Here is a 20659-nt window from a genome sequence, read left to right as displayed (position 1 = left end):
CCATTCACAAGCTTCGCATTGAATAGCTGCAATATTCGTTCCCGTTACCGGCTTGATCAGGAACCCGCACCGCCATGACCATTGATCAGTTTGCCCTTTATTTCCTTGCCGTTTTTATTGCCACCCTGACGCCTGGCCCTGCGATCATGCTGGGGATCACCAACAGCATCCGCCATGGCGTGCGCGCATCTGTCATCGGGGCATTTGGCTGTGTGACAGGTACGGGACTGATGGGGCTTTTATCGGCCCTTGGTCTTGGCGCACTGATCATGACGTCGGGCACGCTGTTCATGATCATTCACTATGTCGGGGCGGCCTATCTGATCTGGCTTGGCATCAAGTTCTGGCGTGAAAGCCGCCTGCCCGCCGTCGAGAATGCCATCACCAATAGCCCGAAACGGACACCGGGGGCACTTCGCCTTTATGTACAGGGCTTCATTGTTTCGGCCAGCAACCCGAAGGCCATTGCGTTCTTTACCGCCCTGTTCCCCCTTTTCATCGATCATGATGCACCATTGGCATCGCAGTTTGCGATCATGGACACGACCTTTGTCGTCATGTCGTTTTCATCGATTGTCGGATATTCGATGTTTGCCGCGCGGTCGCGCAAATTCCTGACCGGAAATGGCAAGAAATGGTTCCAGCGCATTTCGGGCAGCATCTTTGTCAGTTTCGGAATTGGGTTGGCTGTATCAGCCCGGTGATCTGTCAAACTTGCCGTGTCCTGAAACCCGGCATCTGAGCTTTTAGTAAGAGAAATATTCGACAACCAGCTGATCAATCACGCCGGTATTGCGCATGTCGCTGAGTACGCCATCAAGTTCATCGGCGAAATCGAAGCGGTAAGGCCAATTCCCGTTCGGGTCGGGGCCAAATGTGACATATCCAAATTCCTGCCCGACAATGGCGGCTTCGCCAAACAGGCGCAAAACAGACTTGTCGACATTGAGTTCGCGGTTGGCCGCCAGAATTGCCATGCGTTCATTGAGATAACAATCAACCCGTCCGGCCATCAGATAGCGCAGGCCGCTTGCCGTTGTATTGGCTTCATCAAGGGTGATGTCACCCTTGGCGACCAGTTCGTAGAACTTTTCGCCAGCAGAAAGGTATCCGCTGGTGGTGGCGAATGTCGCACCCTTGAAATCATCGGGAAACCGCAAAGACATGTGGCTTTGGATGAAATCCTTGCTGCATACCACGACCACGGTTTCGCTAAGGATGGGAACGGAATAGCGTTCGACCCATGTCCTGTCCTTGCGCTTATAGGGCGGGAAGAAGGACATGATTTCACCCTGTTCAAGCATCTTCAGCCCGCGCTTGAACGGCACCAGTTCGATATCAAGATCGTATTTCGGCATCCGCGCAAAGGCTTCGCGCAGGATCGACACATAGATGCCCGCCACTTGATCCCCGTCACGATAGACATAGGGGACATAATTTTCTTCGGAATAAAGGGTGATGCCAATCGGCTTGGGCGTGTTGCCTTCGGCCAGTGCCATGCGTGCCGGGAGCATGACAGCCCCGATCATCATGATCAGCACGAACATGCTCCATATCCCGCATCGCGTCATTCCGGCTTGGCCCGCACGGTTGCAAAGGCAATTGCAAAGGCGATGGCAAAGGCGTCGCAATTCCATTCTGGCAGTCTCTTTGTTCAACAAATTCTGATATTACCGCGCGGGAATAAATTAGAACAAATGAAACTACTGTGCGCACCGTCACATTCGGTCATCTTTTTTTGAAGAATTGAAGCCCGATCAAAGATCGCCGAGCACACGACATAAAATGTCAGGTCGCGTCCCGGGTCTCATCCCCGCTCGGCGGCGCATCAGCGGATTTGGCAATGTCGGTCCGCTCGCAGGTCAGGGAACCGGCATCGTCGGTGCGATGCTGATGATTGCCCTCGGCCGGGCGGAGCGGCGGCACGGTCACGGGGATATGCACCAGACGGCGTTTGCGCGATGGCGTGCCGCTGCTGGCGTAAAGCTGTTTGCCTGCCTCGACAATCGAGACCCCGGCAAAGGCCTTGAACAGGCGTGATCCGATATTTTCAAACAGCTGCGACCAGCGCAGGAACAGACGGCGCTGGGTCGGCGGCAGGAACAGCGCGCGGCTGTGCTGTATGGGCAGGAACATGTTCTCGCGCATCAGGTTTTGTAATTGTGACACGCTATAGGGATGACCATAGCCAAAGGGCGTCTTTTCCGACCAGGACCAGAGCGAGCTTCGGTTCGGGGTCACCACAATAATCCGGCCATTGGGGGTCAATACGCGCCAGCATTCGCGCATCAGGCGGCGCATGGAATCGGAATGTTCGACCAGATGAACCAGAAGGATGCGATCAACCGAACTGTCGGGCAGCGGCAACATGGTTTCTTCGGTCAGTGCGACCCGGTTTTCTTCGTCGACCGGCCAATGCACGCAGCCCTGACGGCCGGGCATGAAGGCCATGACGCGTTCGGCCTCGCCAATGAAGGGGCGCAGATAGGGTGTTGCATAGCCAAAACCAAGGACGCGCATGCCGCGCACATCCGACCACATGACGCGCAAACGCCTGCGGATCAGTCGCCGGGCGGCTTGCCCGGTACTGCTGGCATAAAAGCGGTGAAGATCAACGACATCCTGAGGCATGACTGGACTTTAGCACCCTATCGCCCCCGACGGAAACAGCTTTGAAACGCAGATCTTCTTAGACTGTCAGAAAGTTTGCGCGTTGCGTGATGTCGAAAATAGGTGAAATTGGTACGACGTCAATTGACCTTTTTGTTATCATCGCCGGGCGCGCGCCGAAGGGGACGTTTTGCCCCCTCAGGCTAAACGGGAACGAAGTGCATCCAAGGTGATATGCCCCTTGAAGGCACCACTGCCGGCCGGTTCTTCGCCTTTCTCTATTGCCGTTGCGAAAATAACCGCCGGATCATTGGCCAGTTTTTTTAGATAACAGGCAAGATGCGGATACTCCTGCTCCAGATCAAACAATTGATGGTATTGAATCCAACGCCCAATACCAGAGAGATAGGCATCCGCGATACTGCGTTGTCCCCCACCCAACAACCATTCCCGGTCGGCAAGCAGTCCATTCAAATAAGTACAACCCTTGACGACAGCTTTTTGCCCGATGGTTCTCAGCAATGCTTTTTGCGCATCATCCAGATCTTCCATTTCGTAAGCCACCCATAACGGGTTGAATGCCGAGAAAAAGTCGGTATTCAAATAGGCCAACATTTCGGTCAGGCGATCATCCTGCATACTGCCGCCCGCTGCCCCCAAGTTAGCTGACGCGTTACGGGCCGCGAGATGTTTCAAAATAGCCATACTCTCGGTCAGGGTCTCTCCTGATTCGAGCAACAGCGCAGGTGTCTGAAATTGTGGGTTTATTTTGGCATAGAGCGGGTTCCAAGGATGCTCCATCATTTCCACGCGAGACAGGCGATAGGGTTTCCCCAACCACTCTAGCGCCACGATTGATCCAAATGAGCAACCCGCGGGCACGCCGTAAAAAAGCACGAGTTCCATAATCCATTCCCCGGTTGTGTTTATCAAAATTCACGTCGATTGCGAGAAATGAAGTATATTTTTGTGGACGATAGATCGGTAGACTGAGATATGTAGACATATCGTCCACAAATGAAGACTATGAAATGCTGAACCTCAATGATCTGTATGTTTTTGTACATGTTGTGGACCATGGAGGGTTTGCCGCTGCCGCGCGTCAGATTGACTTACCCAAGTCGACGCTCAGCAAGCGGGTGGCGGAACTTGAAAAGACCTTGGGTGTACGTTTAATTCACCGTACTTCGAGAAGCTTTGTGCCTACCGAAATCGGGCGAGATTTTTACCGGCATGCCGCCGCTATGCTTATCGAAGCTGAAGCCGCCGAGAATTTGGTCAAGGGTCGCCTTGCCGAACCCAGCGGCTTGGTACGCATTACTTGTTCAGTGCCCACAGCACAAATTTCGCTGGCGAACCTTCTTCCGACGGTGGCTCAAACCTATCCGAAGGTTGAACTGGAATTACACACTACTGACCGATTCGTCGATATCATACAGGAAGGGTTTGATATCGCGGTGCGTGATCACTTCCGACCGCTGCCAGACTCTGATTTGGTACAGAGAACGATTGGGTCCGACCCCGTTTATCTGGTCGCGGCACCAAGCTACCTGGAAGAGTATGGTGTTCCTGCAAATCCAGAAGACATCTCTGATCACAAGGGTTTGCTGATATCGCGTACGGCCGAAAAATGGACGCTGGCAAACGAAAAGGGAGACGTCGTCGAAGTCCAACCAATAAGAAACTTTGCTGCTGATGAATCAACCGTGCTGTTGCGAACCGCCAGTGCCGGATTGGGCATCACCTGTTTGCCGCAAAAAGTTTGCCAGAAAGAGCTGGACCGAGGCGAACTGATACGGATACTCCCCAAGTGGAACGCAGGAAAAGTACTTACAACCTTACTGATCCCTCATCGTCGGGGCCAACTACCGTCTGTGCGTGCCGTGTGCGATATACTCGCCGAGCAGGTTAATTTGAGGTCACTTCGGCCAACCTCCCCATTGCCTTTCTGATGTCGGCTTCTTTGGCGCATTGAGTATCGTCATCGCAATGCCGTTCATGTTTTGCCCCGCAGCGTAAGCAATTGCGCGTTTCTAATCGTTCGATGATTGTTTCAGGACAGTGGTTGCTGCTAGTCTTGATCCAACACAGCAATTCCAGTTTCGAGGTACGCCATGGCCGCGGGCGAAGTGATCGTCATTCCCTGTCTTTCAGACAATTACACCTATCTTGTGCGCTGTCATTATAGCGAAGTGACCGCCGTGATTGATCCGGGCGAAGCAGCGCCGGTGATTGCTGCCCTTGAGGAAAAGGGTTGGAACCTTGATCTGGTGATCAATACCCATCACCACCACGACCATATCGGCGGCAATGCCGAACTGATTGAAAAATATGGTGCCAAGCTTTTGGGACCGGCGGCAGAAACCGCGCGCATCCCCAATATGGATGAAACCTGTGCCGAAGGTGATCAGGTCCTGATTGGCGATCTTGAAGGTCGGGTCTTTGATGTACCGGGTCATACCAGCGGACATATCGCGTTCTATTTCCCGGCGGTCACCGCGCTGTTTTCCGGTGACAGTCTTTTTGCACTTGGATGCGGACGGTTGTTTGAAGGAACACCCGCGCAGATGTGGGAATCGCTTTGCAAGTTCCGCAATCTTCCGGCCAGCACGCAGATCTATTGCGGGCATGAATATACCCAGTCCAATGCGCGCTTTGCCAAAACGATTGAGCCCGACAACCCGATCCTGATTGCCCGCTGTCAGGATATTGACGGGCTTCGCGCGCGTAATTTGCCAACCATTCCGTCGCGACTGGATGTCGAACTTGCGACCAACCCGTTCCTGCGCGCTGACGAGCCGACCGTTGCCGAAAATCTTGGCATGAGCGGCCAGAGCCCGGTGGAAATCTTTGCCGAGATTCGCAAGCGCAAGGATAATTTCTAGGGATCAGGCCTTATTGCATCTGTTTGAACAGAACATTCTGATCAAGCAGATAGCGCGAGAACAAAGGCAGGCTTGCCGCCCCGATGGCGCGGGCGGCACTGCCGACCTGGCCCTGTTCGATATGGGGGCGTTCGATCCCCTGAAGATCAAGGTCATTGGTTGCAGCCCGCGTCGCAGCCACAATGCGCGCGCACACGTCGGCGGGGAAACCGCCATCGACAATGACGGCTTCGAAATCAATTACCGAACAGACCGAGGTAATGGCAATCGCCAGACTGCGCGCAGTATGATTGATCCAGATATCAAGCGTGTCGCCAAGCGTGTTCCAGTAGTCGGGATCACGCCACAGCATGGCCGGGTCACGACCATCACGGGTCAGCATTTCTTCAAGTACAAAGATCGATGCCTGATCGATCAGCTGGCTTGGATGGCCGCTGCGTGATGAGACCGGCATCGAGCCAAAGGCCCCCGCATTCCCGGTCCGCCCGGCATAGAGCGCCTGATTAAGCACCACACCACCGCCGATGAATGACCCGATGAAGAAATAGGCGAAATCGGAATAGTTCGGGCCAAGGCCAAAGACCAGTTCCGCACCGCAGGCCGCAGTTGCGTCATTTTGCTGAAAGACCGGAAATGGCAGGATGGCACCGATGGTTTCGATCAGATCGACCTCGCGCCAGGCATTCATGTCCTCGACCGGGGCACCGACTTCATCCACCCAGTTCCACAGCTCAAAGGGTGCAGCAATGCCGATTCCGGCAATACGGTTGTGCTGATCGGCGCTGAGACCGGCGGCAATCTGATTGACCGAGTCCCGGACGAACTGGCGAATACCGTCGGGTGTCGGGTATTTATAGGCTTCGTTGAGCGATGCGCGCACCGTGCCAACAAAATCAAGCAGGATCAGTTCCGCACTGCGTCGCCCGATTTTCAAACCATAGGAAAAGACACCATCGGGATTAAGGGCCATCGGCACTTTGGGTTTACCGACCTTTCCACGCACCGGGATGCCGCGTTTGAGCAAACCGTCCTTTTCAAGGGCGCGCATGATCACGGAAACCGTTTGCGCCGAAAGCCCCGAAAGCCTTGCGATATCGGCCTTTGACAGACCGGCATTCCGGCGCACCAGCGACAGCACAAGGCGTTCGTTATAGGCGCGCACACGCAACTGATTGGCCCCGCCGCCCGGATGCAACGGTCGGGCCGCCTGATCTTCCGCCCCTGTTTGGTCGGGGCTGGTCGATATGGTGTCCGTCATTTATTCCTCCCACTCGGACCATTTAATGCCCGATTGCAATCAAGAGTGACAGGAATAATTAATAAATCAATCGGATTTATTAATTGACAGCCCATCGCGTTTGGTGTGTGCTTAGCCCCAGACAGGTTGAAGGCCCCGACCCAGAATGCGCGCCACGATCTGTTGGAAAACAAATATTGCTGGTCAAAATGACCGATTAGTCAGGTTAATCCCTGGGAGGAAACACATGAAAAAAGCACTTCTTGGCGCAACCCTTGGTGCGCTTGCACTTGGCCTTGCGGCAGCACCGAATGCGGCAAAAGCAGATGAAACCGGCGCCTGCCTGATCACCAAAACCGATATCAACCCGTTCTTTGTGAAGATGAAAGAAGGGGCATCAGCCAAGGCCAAGGAACTTGGTATCAATCTTTCGACCTATGCCGGGAAAATTGACGGCGACCATGAAACCCAGGTGCAGGCCATCGAGTCCTGCATTGCATCGGGCGCCAAGGGCATTCTTCTGACGGCATCCGATACCAAGGCAATTGTTCCGGTTGTCAAAAAGGCCCGCGATGCGGGGCTTATCGTGATCGCACTGGATACCCCGCTTGAGCCGATTGATGCCGCTGACGCGACCTTTGCCACCGACAACTTCAAGGCGGGCGAACTGATTGGTCAGTGGGCTGCTGCCAAGCTCGGCGACAAGGCGGCTGACGCCAAGATCGCCCTTCTTGATCTTACGCCAAGTGCGCCGTCGGTTGACGTTTTGCGCGATCAGGGCTTCATGAAAGGCTTCGGGATCGACATCAAGGACCCCAACAAGATTGGGGACGAGGATGACGACCGGATTGTCGGGCATGACGTCACCAACGGCAACGAGGAAGGTGGTCGCAAGGCGATGGAAAACCTGATGCAGCGCGATTCCGAGATCAATGTTGTCTATACCATCAACGAACCGGCGGCCGCTGGTGCCTATGAGGCGCTCAAGGCATTTGGCATGGAAGAAGGTGTGCTGATCGTGTCGGTCGATGGCGGTTGCCCGGGTGTGGCCAATGTCAAGGATGGCGTGATTGGCGCGACTTCGCAGCAATATCCGCTTCTGATGGCGTCCAAAGGCATTGAGGCCATCAAGGCCTGGGCTGACAGCGGTGAAAAACCGAAAAACACCGAAGGCCTGAACTTCTATGACACCGGCGTGAACCTTGTGACCGATCAGCCTGCGAACGGCGTTCCGTCGATCAGTGTTGCCGAAGGTACCGATCGCTGCTGGGGCTAGGCCCTTTGATGTCGAAGGAGGGCGGCAAGAAACCCGCCCTCCTTGTCCCACTTTAGATTACACTTGGTATGCATCCACGACCAACCGGTCACCAGAACCGGGCGGGTGAGCTTTGAAGATCGTCAGGTTCAATTTGAACACCGGACCTGTTCATACCAAGTCGGGAGGAAGCAATGAGCGACACAGCTCAAACGTCACGCAGTAAACAGGATTTCGAGCATACGCTTGATTCCAGTGACAGTTCTGTAGCCAACTTCGAACATAAACCCCGCAGCCTGTTTGACAATGTGCAGCATTTCCTGCACGGCAATCCGACCATGATCCCGGTGATCGTCCTGATTGCGTCGATCGTGATTTTCGGCTTTGTCGCAGGCAGCAAGTTCTTTTCGCCCTTTAACCTGTCGCTGATCATGCAGCAGGTCTCGATCATCGGCATTCTTGCCGCCGCCCAGAGCCTTGTCATCCTGACAGCGGGCATTGATCTTTCGGTCGGGGCGATCATGGTGCTGATGTCGGTGATTATGGGACAGCTTGCCATTACGCTTGGGGTCCCTGCACCAATCGCCATCATTCTGGGCTGCATCGGGGGAATTCTGGCAGGGGGCCTTAACGGTTTCCTTGTGACCCGGATCAAGCTTCCGCCCTTTATCGTGACCCTTGGCACCTGGAACATTTTCTTTGCGCTCAACCTTTGGCTTTCGGGCGCGCAATCAATCCGCAGCCAGACGCTGGATGAAGTCGCACCGCTGTTGAAATTCTTTGGTGAAAGCATCGCACTTGGCGGGGCGCGGATTACCTATGGATCGATCCTGATGCTGGTGATTTTCGGGGTGCTTTGGTACATCCTTAATCACACCAGCTGGGGACGTCATGTCTATGCGATTGGCGATGACAAGGAGGCCGCCGAGCTTTCGGGCATCCGCACCAACCGTACCCTGATCATGGTTTATGGTCTGGCCGGGCTTGTGTGCGGGATCGGGGCATGGGCATCGATCGGTCGTGTTGGTTCTGTCTCGCCGCAAAGCTTCCAGGAAGCCAATCTTCAATCGATTACCGCCGTGGTGATCGGCGGCATTTCGCTGTTTGGCGGGCGCGGATCGATCATCGGCCCGCTGATCGGGGCGCTGATTGTTGGTGTCTTTAACTCCGGCCTGCGTCTGGCAGGTGTGGATGTTCTGTGGCAGGTCTTTGCCATTGGCTGGCTTACGATCATTGCTGTGGCAATTGATCAGTGGATCAGAAAGGTGTCGTCATGAGCAACATGCAAAAACCGGTTCTTAAGGCGCGCGGAATCGTCAAACGTTATGGCCGGGTCACCGCCCTTGATCACGCCGATTTCGATCTTTATCCCGGCGAGATCCTTGCGGTTATCGGGGATAACGGGGCCGGGAAATCATCGCTGATCAAGGCACTGTCCGGGGCAATCACGATTGACGAGGGCAGCATCGAGCTTGATGGCGAACCGATTGGTTTTACATCGCCGATGGAGGCCCGCGAGGCTGGTATCGAGACGGTGTATCAGAACCTTGCCCTGTCCCCTGCCCTGTCGATTGCCGACAATATGTTCATGGGCCGCGAGCTTCGCAAAAAGGGTTTTATGGGCAAGTATTTCGGTGCGCTTGACCACAAGGAAATGCAGCGACTGGCACGTGAAAAGCTTTCCGAACTGGGACTTATGACCATTCAGAATATCAATCAGGCGGTCGAGACCCTTTCGGGTGGGCAGCGTCAGGGGGTTGCGGTTGCCCGTGCGGCGGCGTTCGGATCGCGTGTGGTGATCATGGATGAACCGACCGCGGCCCTTGGGGTCAAGGAAAGCCGCCGCGTGCTTGATCTGATTGCCGATGTGAAGGCACGCGGCATGCCGATTGTCCTGATTTCGCACAACATGCCCCATGTGTTTGAAGTGGCGGACCGCATTCATGTTCATCGTCTGGGCAAGCGGCTTTGCACCATCAAACCTGATGATTACAGCATGTCCGATGCCGTGGCCTTCATGACCGGGGCCAAGGAACCACCCGGGATCGACACCGAGGCAGCGGCGTAATATCGCGGCCTTTTCCCCTGCAAACGTGTTTACCAGACCGAGATCAAGACCCCGGATGACACCCGATATCGACGCACTCGCGGCACAAATCCGCGCTCAGCAAACCGGTGACCGGCGCATTCTCGTTGCCATCATCGGGGCACCAGCATCGGGCAAGTCACACTTGTCCGACCGGCTTTATCACCATCTGGGGGGTGATAAAGCCGGTGCTGTTGTCGTGCCGATGGACGGATTTCATTTCGACGATGCGATCCTCAAAGATCGGGGACTTCTGGCGCGTAAAGGTGCCCCCGATACCTTTGATGTCGGGGGATTGAAACGCGTCCTTCTGGCCCTTCGCGACCAGGAAGATGAAGATATCTATGCTCCGGTCTTTGATCGGGAACTGGAAATCTCGCGCGGGTCGGCACGGGTCATTTCACAACACCACCGCTTCATTCTGGTTGAGGGCAATTATCTTTTGCTTGATCAGGCACCGTGGGATCAGTTGGGCCCGCTTTTTGATCTGTCGATCTATCTTGATGTGGCGGAAAGCACCTTGCGCGAACGCCTGATTGGGCGCTGGCAGGGATTTGGCTTTGAAATGGATGCGGCCATCACCAAGGCCGAAACCAATGATCTTCCCAATGCGCGGACAGTGATCACCTCAAGCAAAGCAGCCGATATCACCCTTACAAACGGGTAATAAACTGCCCGTCAAGCAGGACACCGCCCAGCCAGTCGGCCACCGTGCGCACATGGGGCAGATGGCGTTTGTCCTGATGGGTGAGAAGCCAGACCTCGCGACCGGTCGGGTGATAGCCATCAAGACGGATCAGCCCGTCAATCCGGTCCCCCACACATCTTGGCAGCAACGCACAACAGGCATGACCGGTCATCATTGACACCATGATCGATCCGCGATTGGCAAAGCCCAGCGTGATGCGGTTCGGGAAATGATCGGCAAGCCATTTCTGTTCGGGCTTGTCAGAGAAAAACTCGTCAAGGTCAATCCATGGCAATGCACCCGGATCGAGACCATCAGGCGGCAACCCCTCCGGATTGCAATAGATGCCATATTCAAGATGGCCCAGCCTGCGGATATGAAAGGCGCCGCTATCGGGGCGGGCCAGACGGATCGCAATATCGGTTTCACGTTGCGGCAGGCTGAGATTACGGTTTGCACCAATCAGCTCCAGCGCGATACCCGGAAAACGGTGATGCAAATCGGCGATATGCGGGGCGACGCAATCTTGCAAGATCGCATCAACCCCGGTCACCCGGACAATCCCGGCAATCAATTGCGGGTCGTTTTCGGTGGCGGGTTCGCGTTTCAGCAAGTCCGAGACGGTGTCTTGCATCTGCCGGGCGGTTTGCAACAGGCCTTGCGCCCGCGCGGTCGGCGCAAGCACACGGCCATCGCGGTGCAGAACCGCATAACCCACCCATTCTTCAAGCCGGGCGATCCGGCGCGCCACCGTTGTCTGGTTCACACCAAGTTCGCGGGCAGCGGCACTCATATTCCCGGTTTGACAGACATGGGCAAAGGTCCGCAATCCTTCCCAGTCAAGTGACATCACATGGCCCCGCCAATACTCATTACCTGCATTTTTGCAGATTATAATCGAATTAATGCCGATGGATAATGCAAATTCGCAGGACCATGATGGGGCATCACAGTTTTTGACAAAGGATCTGACAGATGACAGCCCAATCAATTTTTGACATTGCCGGTGCGCAGCTTCCGACCGGATCACCGAAGGATGCCGCCCTGATCGTGATTGATGCCCAGGAAGAATATCGCGATGGCAAATTGAAGCTTTCGGGACTTGCCGGGGCCCTTGCCAATATTCAGGAAATTTTGGCCCATTGGCGTGCTCGGGGTGGCACCGTCATTCACGTTCAGCATCATGCCACCGGCCTGTTTGATCCAAGCGGGCCTTATGCCGCGATCATGCCCGAAGTTGCCCCGCAAGACGGCGAAACCATCCTGACCAAATCGGTGCCAAGCTCGTTTGGCGGCACCGAACTTGATGCGTTGCTTCAGGATGGCGGTTTCAAGCAGGTGGTGATCACGGGCTTCATGACCCATGTCTGTGTCTCGACCACGGCCCGGGTGGCCGACGAAAAGGGATATGCGGTTACGGTGGTATCAGACGCCACCGCCACCCGCGACCTTCCCGATGCGATCAGCGGCAAGACCGTTCTGGCAGCAGACCTTCATCGTCATGAATTGACAATGCTTGCCGATACCTTTGCCAAGATCGTCTCGACCAAGGATGTGCTGGGCGCATAAACCCGTCGCGGAATTTTCCGGCTTTGATACCTAAAAGAAAACGCCCCGCAGATGCTGCGGGGCGTTTTTGACCGGTGATCGGAAAACCGGTCAGAACATATGCTGTCCGCCATTGATCGACAGGCAGGAGCCGGTAATGAAGCCGGAATTGGGGCCGCACAGATACAGAATGGCTTGTGCGATTTCATCGGCCTCGCCCAGTCGTCCGACCGGGATTTTGGCGATGATGCTTTCAAGAACCTTTTCGGGCACCGCTGCGACCATGTCGGTATTGATATAGCCCGGCGCAATGGTATTGACCGTGATGCCCTTGCGCGCGACTTCCTGGGCGAGCGCCTTGGTAAAGCCGTGCACACCGGCCTTGGCCGCCGAATAGTTGGTCTGACCCAGTTGACCGGCCTGACCGTTGATCGAGGAAATATTGATCACCCGGCCAAAGCCACGCGCCCGCATGCCTTCCAGAACCGGCTTGGTCATGTAGAACAGCGAGCTGAGATTGGTGTCGATCACCGCCGCCCATTGTTCGGTTTCCATTTTATGCATGAAACCGTCGCGGGTGATGCCGGCATTATTGATCAGGATATCAATCGGGCCAACTTCGGCTTCGACCCTGGCGATGCCAGCCGCACAGCCATCGGGGTCCGCGACACTCCATTTATAAGCCGCAATACCGGTTTCTTCGGTAAAGACCTTTGCGGCCTCCTCGTTGCCAGCATAGTTCGCAACAACGGTATAGCCCGCATCCTTGAGCGACAGGCTGATTGCCTTGCCAATTCCGCGTGTTCCACCGGTTACCAGTGCTGTTTTTGTCATGGTCGCCTCCCTAAACTTCGTTCATCAAGCCTGTCTTCATAACGAGGTCCGTAGTTTGCCCTTCTACGACGCACGTAACTTTAATCCATAAATGACCTTATATATGTAATTTTATTACTTCTCCATGATCTAAATCAGCCAGTTGTTTTAGTCTTTCGTCGCAGTGCAAAATGACCTGCGCATATGCAAACGGGGCCTTCCCCATTCAAGTGGACGCCCCGCGCAGTAGAAAATTCAGTCAGAAGCTTGCATTAGCGCTCGACGCACAATGCAACCCCCATACCGCCACCGATGCAGAGCGTCGCGAGACCTTTTTTCGCATCGCGTTTCTGCATTTCATAAAGCAGCGTGGTGAAGACGCGTGCGCCCGATGCACCGATCGGATGGCCCAGCGCAATCGCGCCGCCATTAACGTTGACCTTGCTGGTATCCCAGCCCATGTCGCGGTTCACGGCAATCGCCTGGGCAGCAAAGGCTTCGTTGGCTTCGATCAGATCAAGATCGGCTGCCGACCAGCCAGCTTTCTCAAGCGCCTTTTTCGACGCCGGAATCGGACCCGAGCCCATGATTGCCGGATCGACACCGACCGTCGCCCAGCTTTTGATCGTCGCAAGCGGGGTCAGGCCACGCTTGGCGGCTTCGGCGGCGGACATGACGACAAGGGCAGCAGCCCCGTCATTGATGCCCGATGCGTTGCCAGCGGTTACCGTGCCTTCCTTGTCAAAGGCCGGGCGGAGTTTTGCCATGCCTTCGAGCGAGGCACCGTGACGCGGATATTCATCAGCATCAAAGACGATATCGCCCTTGCGGCTGGCAATGGTGACAGCCGCGATTTCGTCGTTGAAGCGACCGGATTTCTGGGCGGCTTCGGCCTTGTTCTGGGAAGCAGTGGCGAATTCATCCTGCTCCTCGCGGGAGATGCCCCACTTGGCAGCAATATTTTCGGCCGTGTTGCCCATGTGATAGCCGTTAAAGGCACACCACAGACCGTCCTTGATCATGCTGTCGATGAATTTGACATCGCCCATTTTGTGACCGGCACGCAGATGCGCGACATGGGTCGAAAGCGACATGTTTTCCTGACCACCGGCGACGACGATATTGGCATCCCCTGTCATGATCTGCTGGGCGGCAAGTGCGACCGTGCGCAGGCCCGACCCGCAAACCTGATTGATCAGGAAAGCCGTGGCGCGGTCGGAAATTCCGGCACCGATGGCTGCCTGACGGGCGGGGTTCTGCCCCTGACCGCCTGTAAGAACCTGACCCAGGATGACTTCGTCAACCGCGTCCCCTTCAACGCCTGCGCGTTCCAGTGCAGCCTTGATGGCAACAGCACCCAGATCATGCGCCGGCGTCCCCGCCAGCGTGCCACTGAATGCGCCGATTGGTGTACGTGCTGCACCCACAATTACGACGTCGGTCATGAAACCCTCCGATTATTCCTGATTACGTTTCCCCGGACCGGGCAACGATCTTTTTGCTGTGCCCAGACATGGTCCTTGGAAGGATACTATCGCACTGCAACAATTTTCCAAGCTTTGATGCTTACCACTTTCGGACAGTCATCACCGACCGCCACCCAAAGATGACATAGCCCATGCACTTTGCATAACCTGTGATTAAGAGTGTGTGCCTAATACCTGAAATTCGCAAGGGGGTGGCGGGTATTTGTCACAATTTGGCAAGGCCGGGGTCGCTATGCTTTCCCGGCCTTGCATCGGTCAGGATGTTATCTTAGCTCATAGATTTCGGCCTTGCCGTTCTTCAGACTGTAAATTTCAAACGGGGCTTCTTTGGCACCGCCCATGCCAGGCGATCCCATCGGCATGCCCGGCAGGGTAAGTGCTGTAATCGCCGGGCGTTCTTCGAGCATCCGCAAAATGGATTCCACCGGAACATGGCCGCTTACGGCATAGCCATCAATCATGGTCAGATGACAGCCCTGCATGTCTTCGGGGATGCCGATCATGGTCGCCATGTCATAGACATTTTCATCGTTGGTGATCGTGACATCAAAGCCATGTTCGCGAAGATATTCGCCATGCATGGTGCAACAGCCGCAATTGGGGTTCTTGATAATTCTGGCCTCGATGCCTTCTGCATGGGCGGAAAAGGATGGCAGGGCCACCGCACTTGCGAGTGCCACGGCGAATGCACCAAGCGCGCGGACCATGTGATTTTTCATAGATTTCTGCATTTTATCTCTCCTCGGAGATGATCAAAGAACGCGGATGACACCGGACATGCCACCGACCTTGTGTTCGAGAATGTGACAATGGATCAGCCAGTCACCGGGATTATCGGCGACAAAGGCAATCTCGACCCGGTCGCCCGGTTCGATCAACACGGTATCAAGCCATGGCTGATGGCGTACCGGCGCGTCATTGCGCGCAAGCAGCCGGAAGGCATGACCATGCAAATGGATCGGATGAAGCCATGCGGTTGCATTCATCAGGGTAAGATGGCAGGTCTGACCGCGCGTGAGTGTCACAAGCGGTCCGTTGCCATCACGGTCGGGATCACGCCCGTTCACCGCCCAGATATTGCCCGCCCCGAACATCGAACGCATCATGTTGGCCATGCCGCCCATGCCGGACCCGGCAGCAGACTCCATGCCCATCGCACTGAGCTTTTCCGGGGTGATGTGACCGGATCTGATCATCTGGCTCAGGATCATATCGCCCATCATGCCGCCACTATAGATCAGGTCATGTTTGACGGCCTGACCAAGATCGGGCTCGGGCAAGGAATTGGACTTAAGCGCCAGATCCCCGTCCGGGGCGTGATCGCGCAGTGGCGTACCGGAAGGCACAAGACGGGCGATCGCGTTTTCCATCCCGTCATAAAAACGGTCCGTGACCGCAAAGGATGGCTTGCCCGAAACCGGAATATCGATCACCAGATCAAACCGCATGCCCGGTCCCAGCAACAGCAACGGCGTCTCGTTGCGATGCGGGGTCACTGGATGGCCATCCATGGCAATCACTATCGGGGCCAGTTCATCAAAATCAAGCGCAAAGATACGGCCATTTGCCGCATTCAACAGACGCAGACGGATGCGTTCCCCCGGTCGTACCGGCACATCTCCGGCCGTGCCCATTGGCGCCACACCATTGACGGTCACCACATTGCCGATCCGCCCGGCATGACCGACATCATGTATGGCATTAAAACCGTCATCGATTGCGGCGCTTTCGTTCAGTCGCCAGTCATCCAGCATCCAGACAAGTTCCCGATCCACAGGCAGCGGGTCGGCCTCCTCGACGATCAGGGCACCGTAAAGACCACGGCCAAGCTGTTCGGTCGTGTTGGCATGCGGGTGATACCAATAGGTGCCCGCATCAGGCAGATCGAAAACATAGTCAAAGCTGTCGCCGGGTTTGACGGCGGCTTGTGTCAGGCCGGGCACACCATCCATGGCATTGGGAACCCTGATCCCGTGCCAGTGAATGGTGGTTTCTTGCGCAAGGGCATTTTCCAGTCGGGTATGAAGGCGCTGCCCCTGACGGACACGGATTTCCGGACCGGGCACGATGCCGTTATAGGCCCAGACGGCGGTCTGGTAGGCCGGGTCGGGCACAAGGCTTGCCTGTGCAGCACCGGGACGCAGCAGCATATTGACCGCCCCACCCGCATTTTCAGATGCGCCCGCACGGCCAATCGCGGATGCCATCGACAGACCACCGGCCGCAACAACCCCAAGGGTCGCCGCCCCGCCCAACAGGAAATCCCGCCGGGTGGCAGAGAAGGAAGATTTGAAAGTCATCAGACAATCTTTCCAAAATCAGATTTATTGACTGCCGATCCGCCCATGTTCCGGGGCAGTATACGGCACCAAATTACGCCTGCTGCCCGTCAGGGCAGGCAGGTAAAATCAGGAAAGATATCTGGGAGGCGACGGGTCGGGCACATGCGACAGGCCGGTCGCGCTATCAAGGGCAGGCAAAATCACCCGTGTGCTTGCAGGCAGCACAATCGCATCCACCCCGACCGTATGAGGCATCACAACAATCGCGCACAGAAACTGGCAGGATGCAATCGCCCCTGACATGTTGCTACAATCGGTGCACTCATTTGCGGCGCGCATCCCTTTTTCATTCCGGGTGTCATGTCGCGGATCAAGAGTGTCCGGGGCCACAGAGGCGATATCAAAGGAAGCCGCAGCCCCGGTCATATTCCCGGTCATTGCCACCGCCATATCCCCAACGCGCAAAACCGCACTGCTGGTGAAAACCAGCAGGGATAAGGTTATGATGATGCGCAAAAGGTTTTTCATGATCCCCAAGCAGTAGCCACTTGATCGCCGCACGTCCATGATTTTGATCAAGGCGCGATGGTAACATCATCCTTGAGCGTTTCGGTGACGATATAGGTGCGATACCAGACGATATTGTCATCAGCGTCAAAAAGCGTTTCACAGAGTGCTGTATATTCGGCCATGTCGCGCATATGCAAAACCAGAACGCCCGTGACTTCGCCGGTGACCAGATAGCATTGCTGGACAGCGGCAAGGCTTTTGACCTTGGTGATGAAGTCCTTGCGGTAATGGTTCCCGTGCCGGTGAAATTCGAGATTGATCACCGCAGTCAGGGGACGCCCGATATGGGCCGGATCGACCACAGCCACGGTTTTACGGATCACCCCGTTTTCGCGCAGCTTGGCGACGCGGCGCAAAGCAGCCGAGGGGGAAAGGCCGATCTTTTCGGCCAGTTCCGTGTTGGGGATATCTGCATTTTCCTGCAACTGGCGCAGGATTTTCAGATCAATCTGGTCCAGTTCGGCCATCGCCACACAACTCCAAAGCGCGAATCACAATACTGCGCTGACATATTGCGTGACTTTGCACCATGATGCTGTGTCCTACAAGCATTCGGCTGAACAGGCGATTGTCAGAGATTCCGGATTTAGACGGGATCGGCTGGCACCACTTCAAGAAATCCCGCTGGACCGAACAAGTCAGTCCAGCGAAACAAGATTGCCAATGTTTGGAAGGCCCGACTTGGGCTTTCTGCGCACAGCCTAGCTGATAACGGTCTGGCGCTGGGATCCGAGTCCTTCGACCGATAGTTCAACGACATCACCAGCCCGCAGGAAACGCTGTGGCGTCAGGCCCATTCCCACACCTTCCGGCGTGCCGGTTGCGATAATATCGCCCGGCATAAGGCGCATGAAGTCAGACATATAGGATATGATTTCTGCCACCGGGAAAATCATGTCGGCGGTCGAGCTGTTTTGCACAGTCTCGCCGTTGACAGAAAGCTTCAAGGTCAGGTTTTGAGGGTCGCCTGCCTCGTCAGTTGTTACCAGCCACGGACCGACCGGACCGAAATTCGGTGCTGATTTTCCCTTGATCCATTGTCCACCGCGCTCGATCTGATAGGCGCGTTCGCTGACATCGTTGATCGTACAAAAACCTGCAACATAATCGAGTGCCTCGTCCTTGCTGACATAGCTGCACGGGCGGCCGATAATGATGCCAAGTTCGACTTCCCAGTCTGTTTTGACAGAGCCCCGCGGCAAGATAATGGGATCGTTTGGCCCACAAATGCATGATGTGGATTTTGAAAACAGCACCGGTTCTTTGGGTTCGGGATTGTTGGTTTCGCGGGCATGACGCGCATAGTTCAAACCGACTGCATAAAAGTTACGCGCTGCCCCCACGCACGGTCCGATGCGTGTGCCGGGATCAACAATCGGCAAATCTGACAGATCATGGTCAGCCAAGGCTGCCAGTTGTTCGCAGGTCACGGTTTCAGGCGTAAAGTCGGCAATCAGAGCGCCAAGGTCGCGAATGTTTCCTTCCTGATCGAGGCATCCGGGCTTTTCGCCCCCAATCGGTCCGTAGCGGAGAAACTTCATAATTCAATCCTTTTCGAAAAAATGGTCTTTCAAATGCGCTGTCAGGCAGAGCGCAAGATCATGTCAGCGGCTTTTTCCGCAATCATCACAACCGGTGTCGCGGTATTTCCCGATACAATGCGCGGCATGATGGACGCATCAACGACCCGCAAACCTTCCACACCGCGCACCCGCAATTGCGGGTCAACCACCGCGTCATCATCAACGCCCATACGGCAAGTTCCGACGGGATGGAAAATGGTTGTACCAATGTCACCAGCGGCACGGGCCAGACTGGCATCATCTGTTATGTCTGCACCGGGCAAATTTTCGGTCGGGGCATATTTTTCCAAAGCTGGCATGGTCATCAAGTGCCGCGCCTGGCGCAGTGCGCGCACAGCAATATCGACGTCACTGTCTGTACTTAGATAGCGTGGTGAAATGTCGGGATGCGCAGACGGGCCCGCGTTCGAGATGTGGGTAGAACCCCGACTGTCCGGGCGCAGGTTGCACACCGATACCGTCACAGCCGGATAGGGATGGAGCGGTTCGCCCAGCTTGTCGGTTGATAGTGGTTGAATGTGATATTCAAGGTCCGGCGTTGCCATTTCGGGACGACTTTTGGTGAAAATCCCGAACTGGCTCGGGGCCATGGACAAGGGGCCGGAGCGGTTCCACAAATAGCTTGCCGCCATGCCGATCTTCCCCGACCAGGAATTGGCGATCTGGTTAAGTGTGCGGGCATTTTCAACGCGGAAAACCATCCGCAGCTGAAGATGATCCTGAAGATTTTCGCCGACATCCTGCATATCGCGATACACATCAATGCCCGCATTTTTGAGACGGTCGCCCTGCCCGATGCCCGACGCTTCAAGCAGCAAGGGTGAATGGATCGCACCGGCGGCAAGAAGGATCTCTGCCTTGGCCGAGGCAGTATGAACCACACCGCCCTGCAAGATTTTCACAGCCGTCGCACGGCCATCCTCAAACGTGATCTTTTGAACATGGGCATGGGTTAACAGGCGCAGATTGGGGCGTTTGAGAGCCGGTTTAAGGAAGGCACGCGCGGCACTCCAGCGGCGGCCGCCATTCTGGTTAACCTCGAAATAACCGGCCCCTTCATTGTCGCCGCTGTTGAAATCATCGGTCGGCGGTATCCCCATTTCCTGGGCAGCACGCTGAAAGTCATCGAGCAGATCCCATTTGAGGCGCTGGCGGGCAACTTTCCATTCGCCGCCCTGCCCGTGGATTTGACCGTCACCACCCGGGCGGTCCTGCGAGCGGATGAAATAGGGAAGCACATCATCCCAGCCCCAGCCTGTATTGCCCATCTGCGCCCAGCCGTCATAGTCCGCAGCCTGACCGCGCATATAGATCATGCCGTTGATCGAGCTGCATCCGCCCAGAACCTTGCCGCGCGGATAGGCCAACTGGCGCCCGTTCAGGCCCGCTTCACTGGTGGTTTTCATCATCCAGTCGGTGCGCGGATTACCCATACAGTAAAGATAGCCAACCGGAATATGTATCCACGGATAGGTATCTTTTCCGCCCGCCTCAATCAGAAGAACACGGTTGGCGGGATTTTCGCTGAGCCGATTTGCAAGCACACATCCGGCCGTCCCGGCGCCAATGATGATGTAATCGTACTCGCCGTCTAAATTGCGTGTCATGTCGGTAC

At 55.6% G+C, this 20659-nt stretch carries 21 protein-coding genes; 8 read left to right on the top strand and 13 right to left on the bottom strand.

Translation table 11 applies throughout. From position 1 onward, the window contains the following. The first annotated feature begins 74 nt into the window (after positions 1-74). Entirely contained in the window at positions 75-704 is a 630-nt protein-coding gene (locus ACTU44_RS05470; RefSeq protein ID WP_462096880.1) for a LysE family translocator, read from the top strand. A gap of 42 nt (positions 705-746) precedes the next feature. On the opposite strand, the gene ACTU44_RS05465 is transcribed toward ACTU44_RS05470, so the two are convergent. From ACTU44_RS05465 to ACTU44_RS05455, 3 genes are all read right to left on the bottom strand, one after another. After that, the gene (locus ACTU44_RS05465; protein ID WP_462096879.1) at positions 747-1547 is read right to left on the bottom strand and encodes a substrate-binding periplasmic protein; all 801 of its coding nucleotides are present in this window, start codon (positions 1545-1547) and stop codon (positions 747-749) included. A 241-nt stretch (positions 1548-1788) separates the two neighbouring features. Continuing rightward, the gene (locus ACTU44_RS05460) at positions 1789-2631 is read right to left on the bottom strand and encodes a methyltransferase domain-containing protein (protein ID WP_462096878.1); all 843 of its coding nucleotides are present in this window, start codon (positions 2629-2631) and stop codon (positions 1789-1791) included. Positions 2632-2808: 177 nt separating this feature from the next. Further along, positions 2809-3516, bottom strand: a complete 708-nt coding sequence (locus tag ACTU44_RS05455) for a glutathione S-transferase N-terminal domain-containing protein (RefSeq protein WP_462096877.1) — start codon at positions 3514-3516, stop codon at positions 2809-2811. A 125-nt stretch (positions 3517-3641) separates the two neighbouring features. Here ACTU44_RS05455 and ACTU44_RS05450 point away from each other — a divergent pair, with 125 nt between their 5' ends. Both ACTU44_RS05450 and gloB read left to right on the top strand, forming a co-directional pair. Next, entirely contained in the window at positions 3642-4562 is a 921-nt protein-coding gene (locus tag ACTU44_RS05450) for a LysR substrate-binding domain-containing protein (protein ID WP_462096876.1), read from the top strand. A 162-nt stretch (positions 4563-4724) separates the two neighbouring features. After that, on the top strand, positions 4725-5495 hold the full coding sequence (gene gloB, locus ACTU44_RS05445; RefSeq protein WP_336080185.1) for a hydroxyacylglutathione hydrolase: 771 nt from the start codon (positions 4725-4727) through the stop codon (positions 5493-5495). Positions 5496-5505: 10 nt separating this feature from the next. On the opposite strand, the gene ACTU44_RS05440 is transcribed toward gloB, so the two are convergent. Further along, on the bottom strand, positions 5506-6753 hold the full coding sequence (locus ACTU44_RS05440) for an ROK family transcriptional regulator (protein WP_336080184.1): 1248 nt from the start codon (positions 6751-6753) through the stop codon (positions 5506-5508). 226 nt (positions 6754-6979) lie between these two features. Here ACTU44_RS05440 and ACTU44_RS05435 point away from each other — a divergent pair, with 226 nt between their 5' ends. From ACTU44_RS05435 to ACTU44_RS05420, 4 genes are all read left to right on the top strand, one after another. Continuing rightward, the gene (locus ACTU44_RS05435; RefSeq protein WP_462096875.1) at positions 6980-8008 is read left to right on the top strand and encodes a sugar ABC transporter substrate-binding protein; all 1029 of its coding nucleotides are present in this window, start codon (positions 6980-6982) and stop codon (positions 8006-8008) included. A 173-nt stretch (positions 8009-8181) separates the two neighbouring features. Then, positions 8182-9264 (top strand): ABC transporter permease, encoded by a 1083-nt coding sequence (locus tag ACTU44_RS05430; RefSeq protein WP_114097955.1) that lies wholly within the window; start codon positions 8182-8184, stop codon positions 9262-9264. Continuing rightward, the gene (locus ACTU44_RS05425) at positions 9261-10055 is read left to right on the top strand and encodes an ATP-binding cassette domain-containing protein (protein ID WP_462096874.1); all 795 of its coding nucleotides are present in this window, start codon (positions 9261-9263) and stop codon (positions 10053-10055) included. The genes ACTU44_RS05430 and ACTU44_RS05425 overlap by 4 nt, the downstream gene beginning before the upstream one ends. Positions 10056-10110: 55 nt before the next feature. Then, positions 10111-10740, top strand: coding sequence for a nucleoside triphosphate hydrolase (locus ACTU44_RS05420; protein ID WP_462096873.1), 630 nt, complete (start codon positions 10111-10113; stop codon positions 10738-10740). Here ACTU44_RS05420 and ACTU44_RS05415 read toward each other — a convergent pair. Further along, complete coding sequence (locus ACTU44_RS05415) at positions 10727-11611, bottom strand: LysR family transcriptional regulator (RefSeq protein ID WP_462096872.1); 885 nt, start codon at positions 11609-11611, stop codon at positions 10727-10729. The genes ACTU44_RS05420 and ACTU44_RS05415 overlap by 14 nt on opposite strands. A gap of 125 nt (positions 11612-11736) precedes the next feature. Here ACTU44_RS05415 and ACTU44_RS05410 point away from each other — a divergent pair, with 125 nt between their 5' ends. Continuing rightward, positions 11737-12330, top strand: coding sequence for a cysteine hydrolase family protein (locus ACTU44_RS05410; RefSeq protein ID WP_462096871.1), 594 nt, complete (start codon positions 11737-11739; stop codon positions 12328-12330). A 90-nt stretch (positions 12331-12420) separates the two neighbouring features. On the opposite strand, the gene phbB is transcribed toward ACTU44_RS05410, so the two are convergent. The 8 genes from phbB to ACTU44_RS05370 form a co-directional block, all read right to left on the bottom strand. After that, positions 12421-13143 carry an acetoacetyl-CoA reductase gene (gene phbB, locus ACTU44_RS05405; protein WP_114097951.1) on the bottom strand — a complete coding sequence of 241 codons (723 nt, stop codon included), beginning with the start codon at positions 13141-13143 and terminating at the stop codon, positions 12421-12423. Between the two features lie 251 nt (positions 13144-13394). After that, entirely contained in the window at positions 13395-14567 is a 1173-nt protein-coding gene (locus tag ACTU44_RS05400) for an acetyl-CoA C-acetyltransferase (RefSeq protein ID WP_336080180.1), read from the bottom strand. Positions 14568-14872: 305 nt separating this feature from the next. Next, positions 14873-15340 carry a DUF411 domain-containing protein gene (locus ACTU44_RS05395; RefSeq protein WP_462096870.1) on the bottom strand — a complete coding sequence of 156 codons (468 nt, stop codon included), beginning with the start codon at positions 15338-15340 and terminating at the stop codon, positions 14873-14875. Positions 15341-15361: 21 nt separating this feature from the next. Beyond that, positions 15362-16909 (bottom strand): multicopper oxidase family protein, encoded by a 1548-nt coding sequence (locus tag ACTU44_RS05390; RefSeq protein ID WP_462096869.1) that lies wholly within the window; start codon positions 16907-16909, stop codon positions 15362-15364. A gap of 108 nt (positions 16910-17017) precedes the next feature. Further along, positions 17018-17419 (bottom strand): hypothetical protein, encoded by a 402-nt coding sequence (locus tag ACTU44_RS05385; protein ID WP_336080178.1) that lies wholly within the window; start codon positions 17417-17419, stop codon positions 17018-17020. 47 nt (positions 17420-17466) lie between these two features. Next, on the bottom strand, positions 17467-17928 hold the full coding sequence (locus tag ACTU44_RS05380) for an Lrp/AsnC family transcriptional regulator (protein ID WP_336080177.1): 462 nt from the start codon (positions 17926-17928) through the stop codon (positions 17467-17469). Between the two features lie 234 nt (positions 17929-18162). After that, positions 18163-19002, bottom strand: coding sequence for a fumarylacetoacetate hydrolase family protein (locus ACTU44_RS05375; RefSeq protein WP_462096868.1), 840 nt, complete (start codon positions 19000-19002; stop codon positions 18163-18165). A gap of 41 nt (positions 19003-19043) precedes the next feature. After that, entirely contained in the window at positions 19044-20651 is a 1608-nt protein-coding gene (locus ACTU44_RS05370; RefSeq protein ID WP_462096867.1) for a GMC family oxidoreductase, read from the bottom strand. Between the last annotated feature and the right edge of the window lie 8 nt (positions 20652-20659).

Source organism: Thalassospira sp. SM2505, from assembly GCF_054901115.1.
This window is presented reverse-complemented; position numbering and strand designations above follow the sequence as displayed.

Bases quoted from the DNA above. Each gene is read 5' to 3' on its own strand.
- phbB (WP_114097951.1), bottom strand. From the start codon at position 13,143: ATGACAAAAACAGCACTGGTAACCGGTGGAACACGCGGAATTGGCAAG.
- ACTU44_RS05465 (WP_462096879.1), bottom strand. From the start codon at position 1,547: ATGTTCGTGCTGATCATGATGATCGGGGCTGTCATGCTCCCGGCACGC.
- ACTU44_RS05430 (WP_114097955.1), top strand. From the start codon at position 8,182: ATGAGCGACACAGCTCAAACGTCACGCAGTAAACAGGATTTCGAGCAT.
- ACTU44_RS05395 (WP_462096870.1), bottom strand. From the start codon at position 15,340: ATGCAGAAATCTATGAAAAATCACATGGTCCGCGCGCTTGGTGCATTC.
- ACTU44_RS05400 (WP_336080180.1), bottom strand. From the start codon at position 14,567: ATGACCGACGTCGTAATTGTGGGTGCAGCACGTACACCAATCGGCGCA.
- ACTU44_RS05370 (WP_462096867.1), bottom strand. From the start codon at position 20,651: ATGACACGCAATTTAGACGGCGAGTACGATTACATCATCATTGGCGCC.
- ACTU44_RS05415 (WP_462096872.1), bottom strand. From the start codon at position 11,611: ATGTCACTTGACTGGGAAGGATTGCGGACCTTTGCCCATGTCTGTCAA.
- gloB (WP_336080185.1), top strand. From the start codon at position 4,725: ATGGCCGCGGGCGAAGTGATCGTCATTCCCTGTCTTTCAGACAATTAC.
- ACTU44_RS05390 (WP_462096869.1), bottom strand. From the start codon at position 16,909: ATGACTTTCAAATCTTCCTTCTCTGCCACCCGGCGGGATTTCCTGTTG.
- ACTU44_RS05420 (WP_462096873.1), top strand. From the start codon at position 10,111: ATGACACCCGATATCGACGCACTCGCGGCACAAATCCGCGCTCAGCAA.
- ACTU44_RS05425 (WP_462096874.1), top strand. From the start codon at position 9,261: ATGAGCAACATGCAAAAACCGGTTCTTAAGGCGCGCGGAATCGTCAAA.
- ACTU44_RS05435 (WP_462096875.1), top strand. From the start codon at position 6,980: ATGAAAAAAGCACTTCTTGGCGCAACCCTTGGTGCGCTTGCACTTGGC.
- ACTU44_RS05385 (WP_336080178.1), bottom strand. From the start codon at position 17,419: ATGAAAAACCTTTTGCGCATCATCATAACCTTATCCCTGCTGGTTTTC.
- ACTU44_RS05455 (WP_462096877.1), bottom strand. From the start codon at position 3,516: ATGGAACTCGTGCTTTTTTACGGCGTGCCCGCGGGTTGCTCATTTGGA.
- ACTU44_RS05375 (WP_462096868.1), bottom strand. From the start codon at position 19,002: ATGAAGTTTCTCCGCTACGGACCGATTGGGGGCGAAAAGCCCGGATGC.
- ACTU44_RS05460 (WP_462096878.1), bottom strand. From the start codon at position 2,631: ATGCCTCAGGATGTCGTTGATCTTCACCGCTTTTATGCCAGCAGTACC.
- ACTU44_RS05450 (WP_462096876.1), top strand. From the start codon at position 3,642: ATGCTGAACCTCAATGATCTGTATGTTTTTGTACATGTTGTGGACCAT.
- ACTU44_RS05440 (WP_336080184.1), bottom strand. From the start codon at position 6,753: ATGACGGACACCATATCGACCAGCCCCGACCAAACAGGGGCGGAAGAT.
- ACTU44_RS05410 (WP_462096871.1), top strand. From the start codon at position 11,737: ATGACAGCCCAATCAATTTTTGACATTGCCGGTGCGCAGCTTCCGACC.
- ACTU44_RS05470 (WP_462096880.1), top strand. From the start codon at position 75: ATGACCATTGATCAGTTTGCCCTTTATTTCCTTGCCGTTTTTATTGCC.
- ACTU44_RS05380 (WP_336080177.1), bottom strand. From the start codon at position 17,928: ATGGCCGAACTGGACCAGATTGATCTGAAAATCCTGCGCCAGTTGCAG.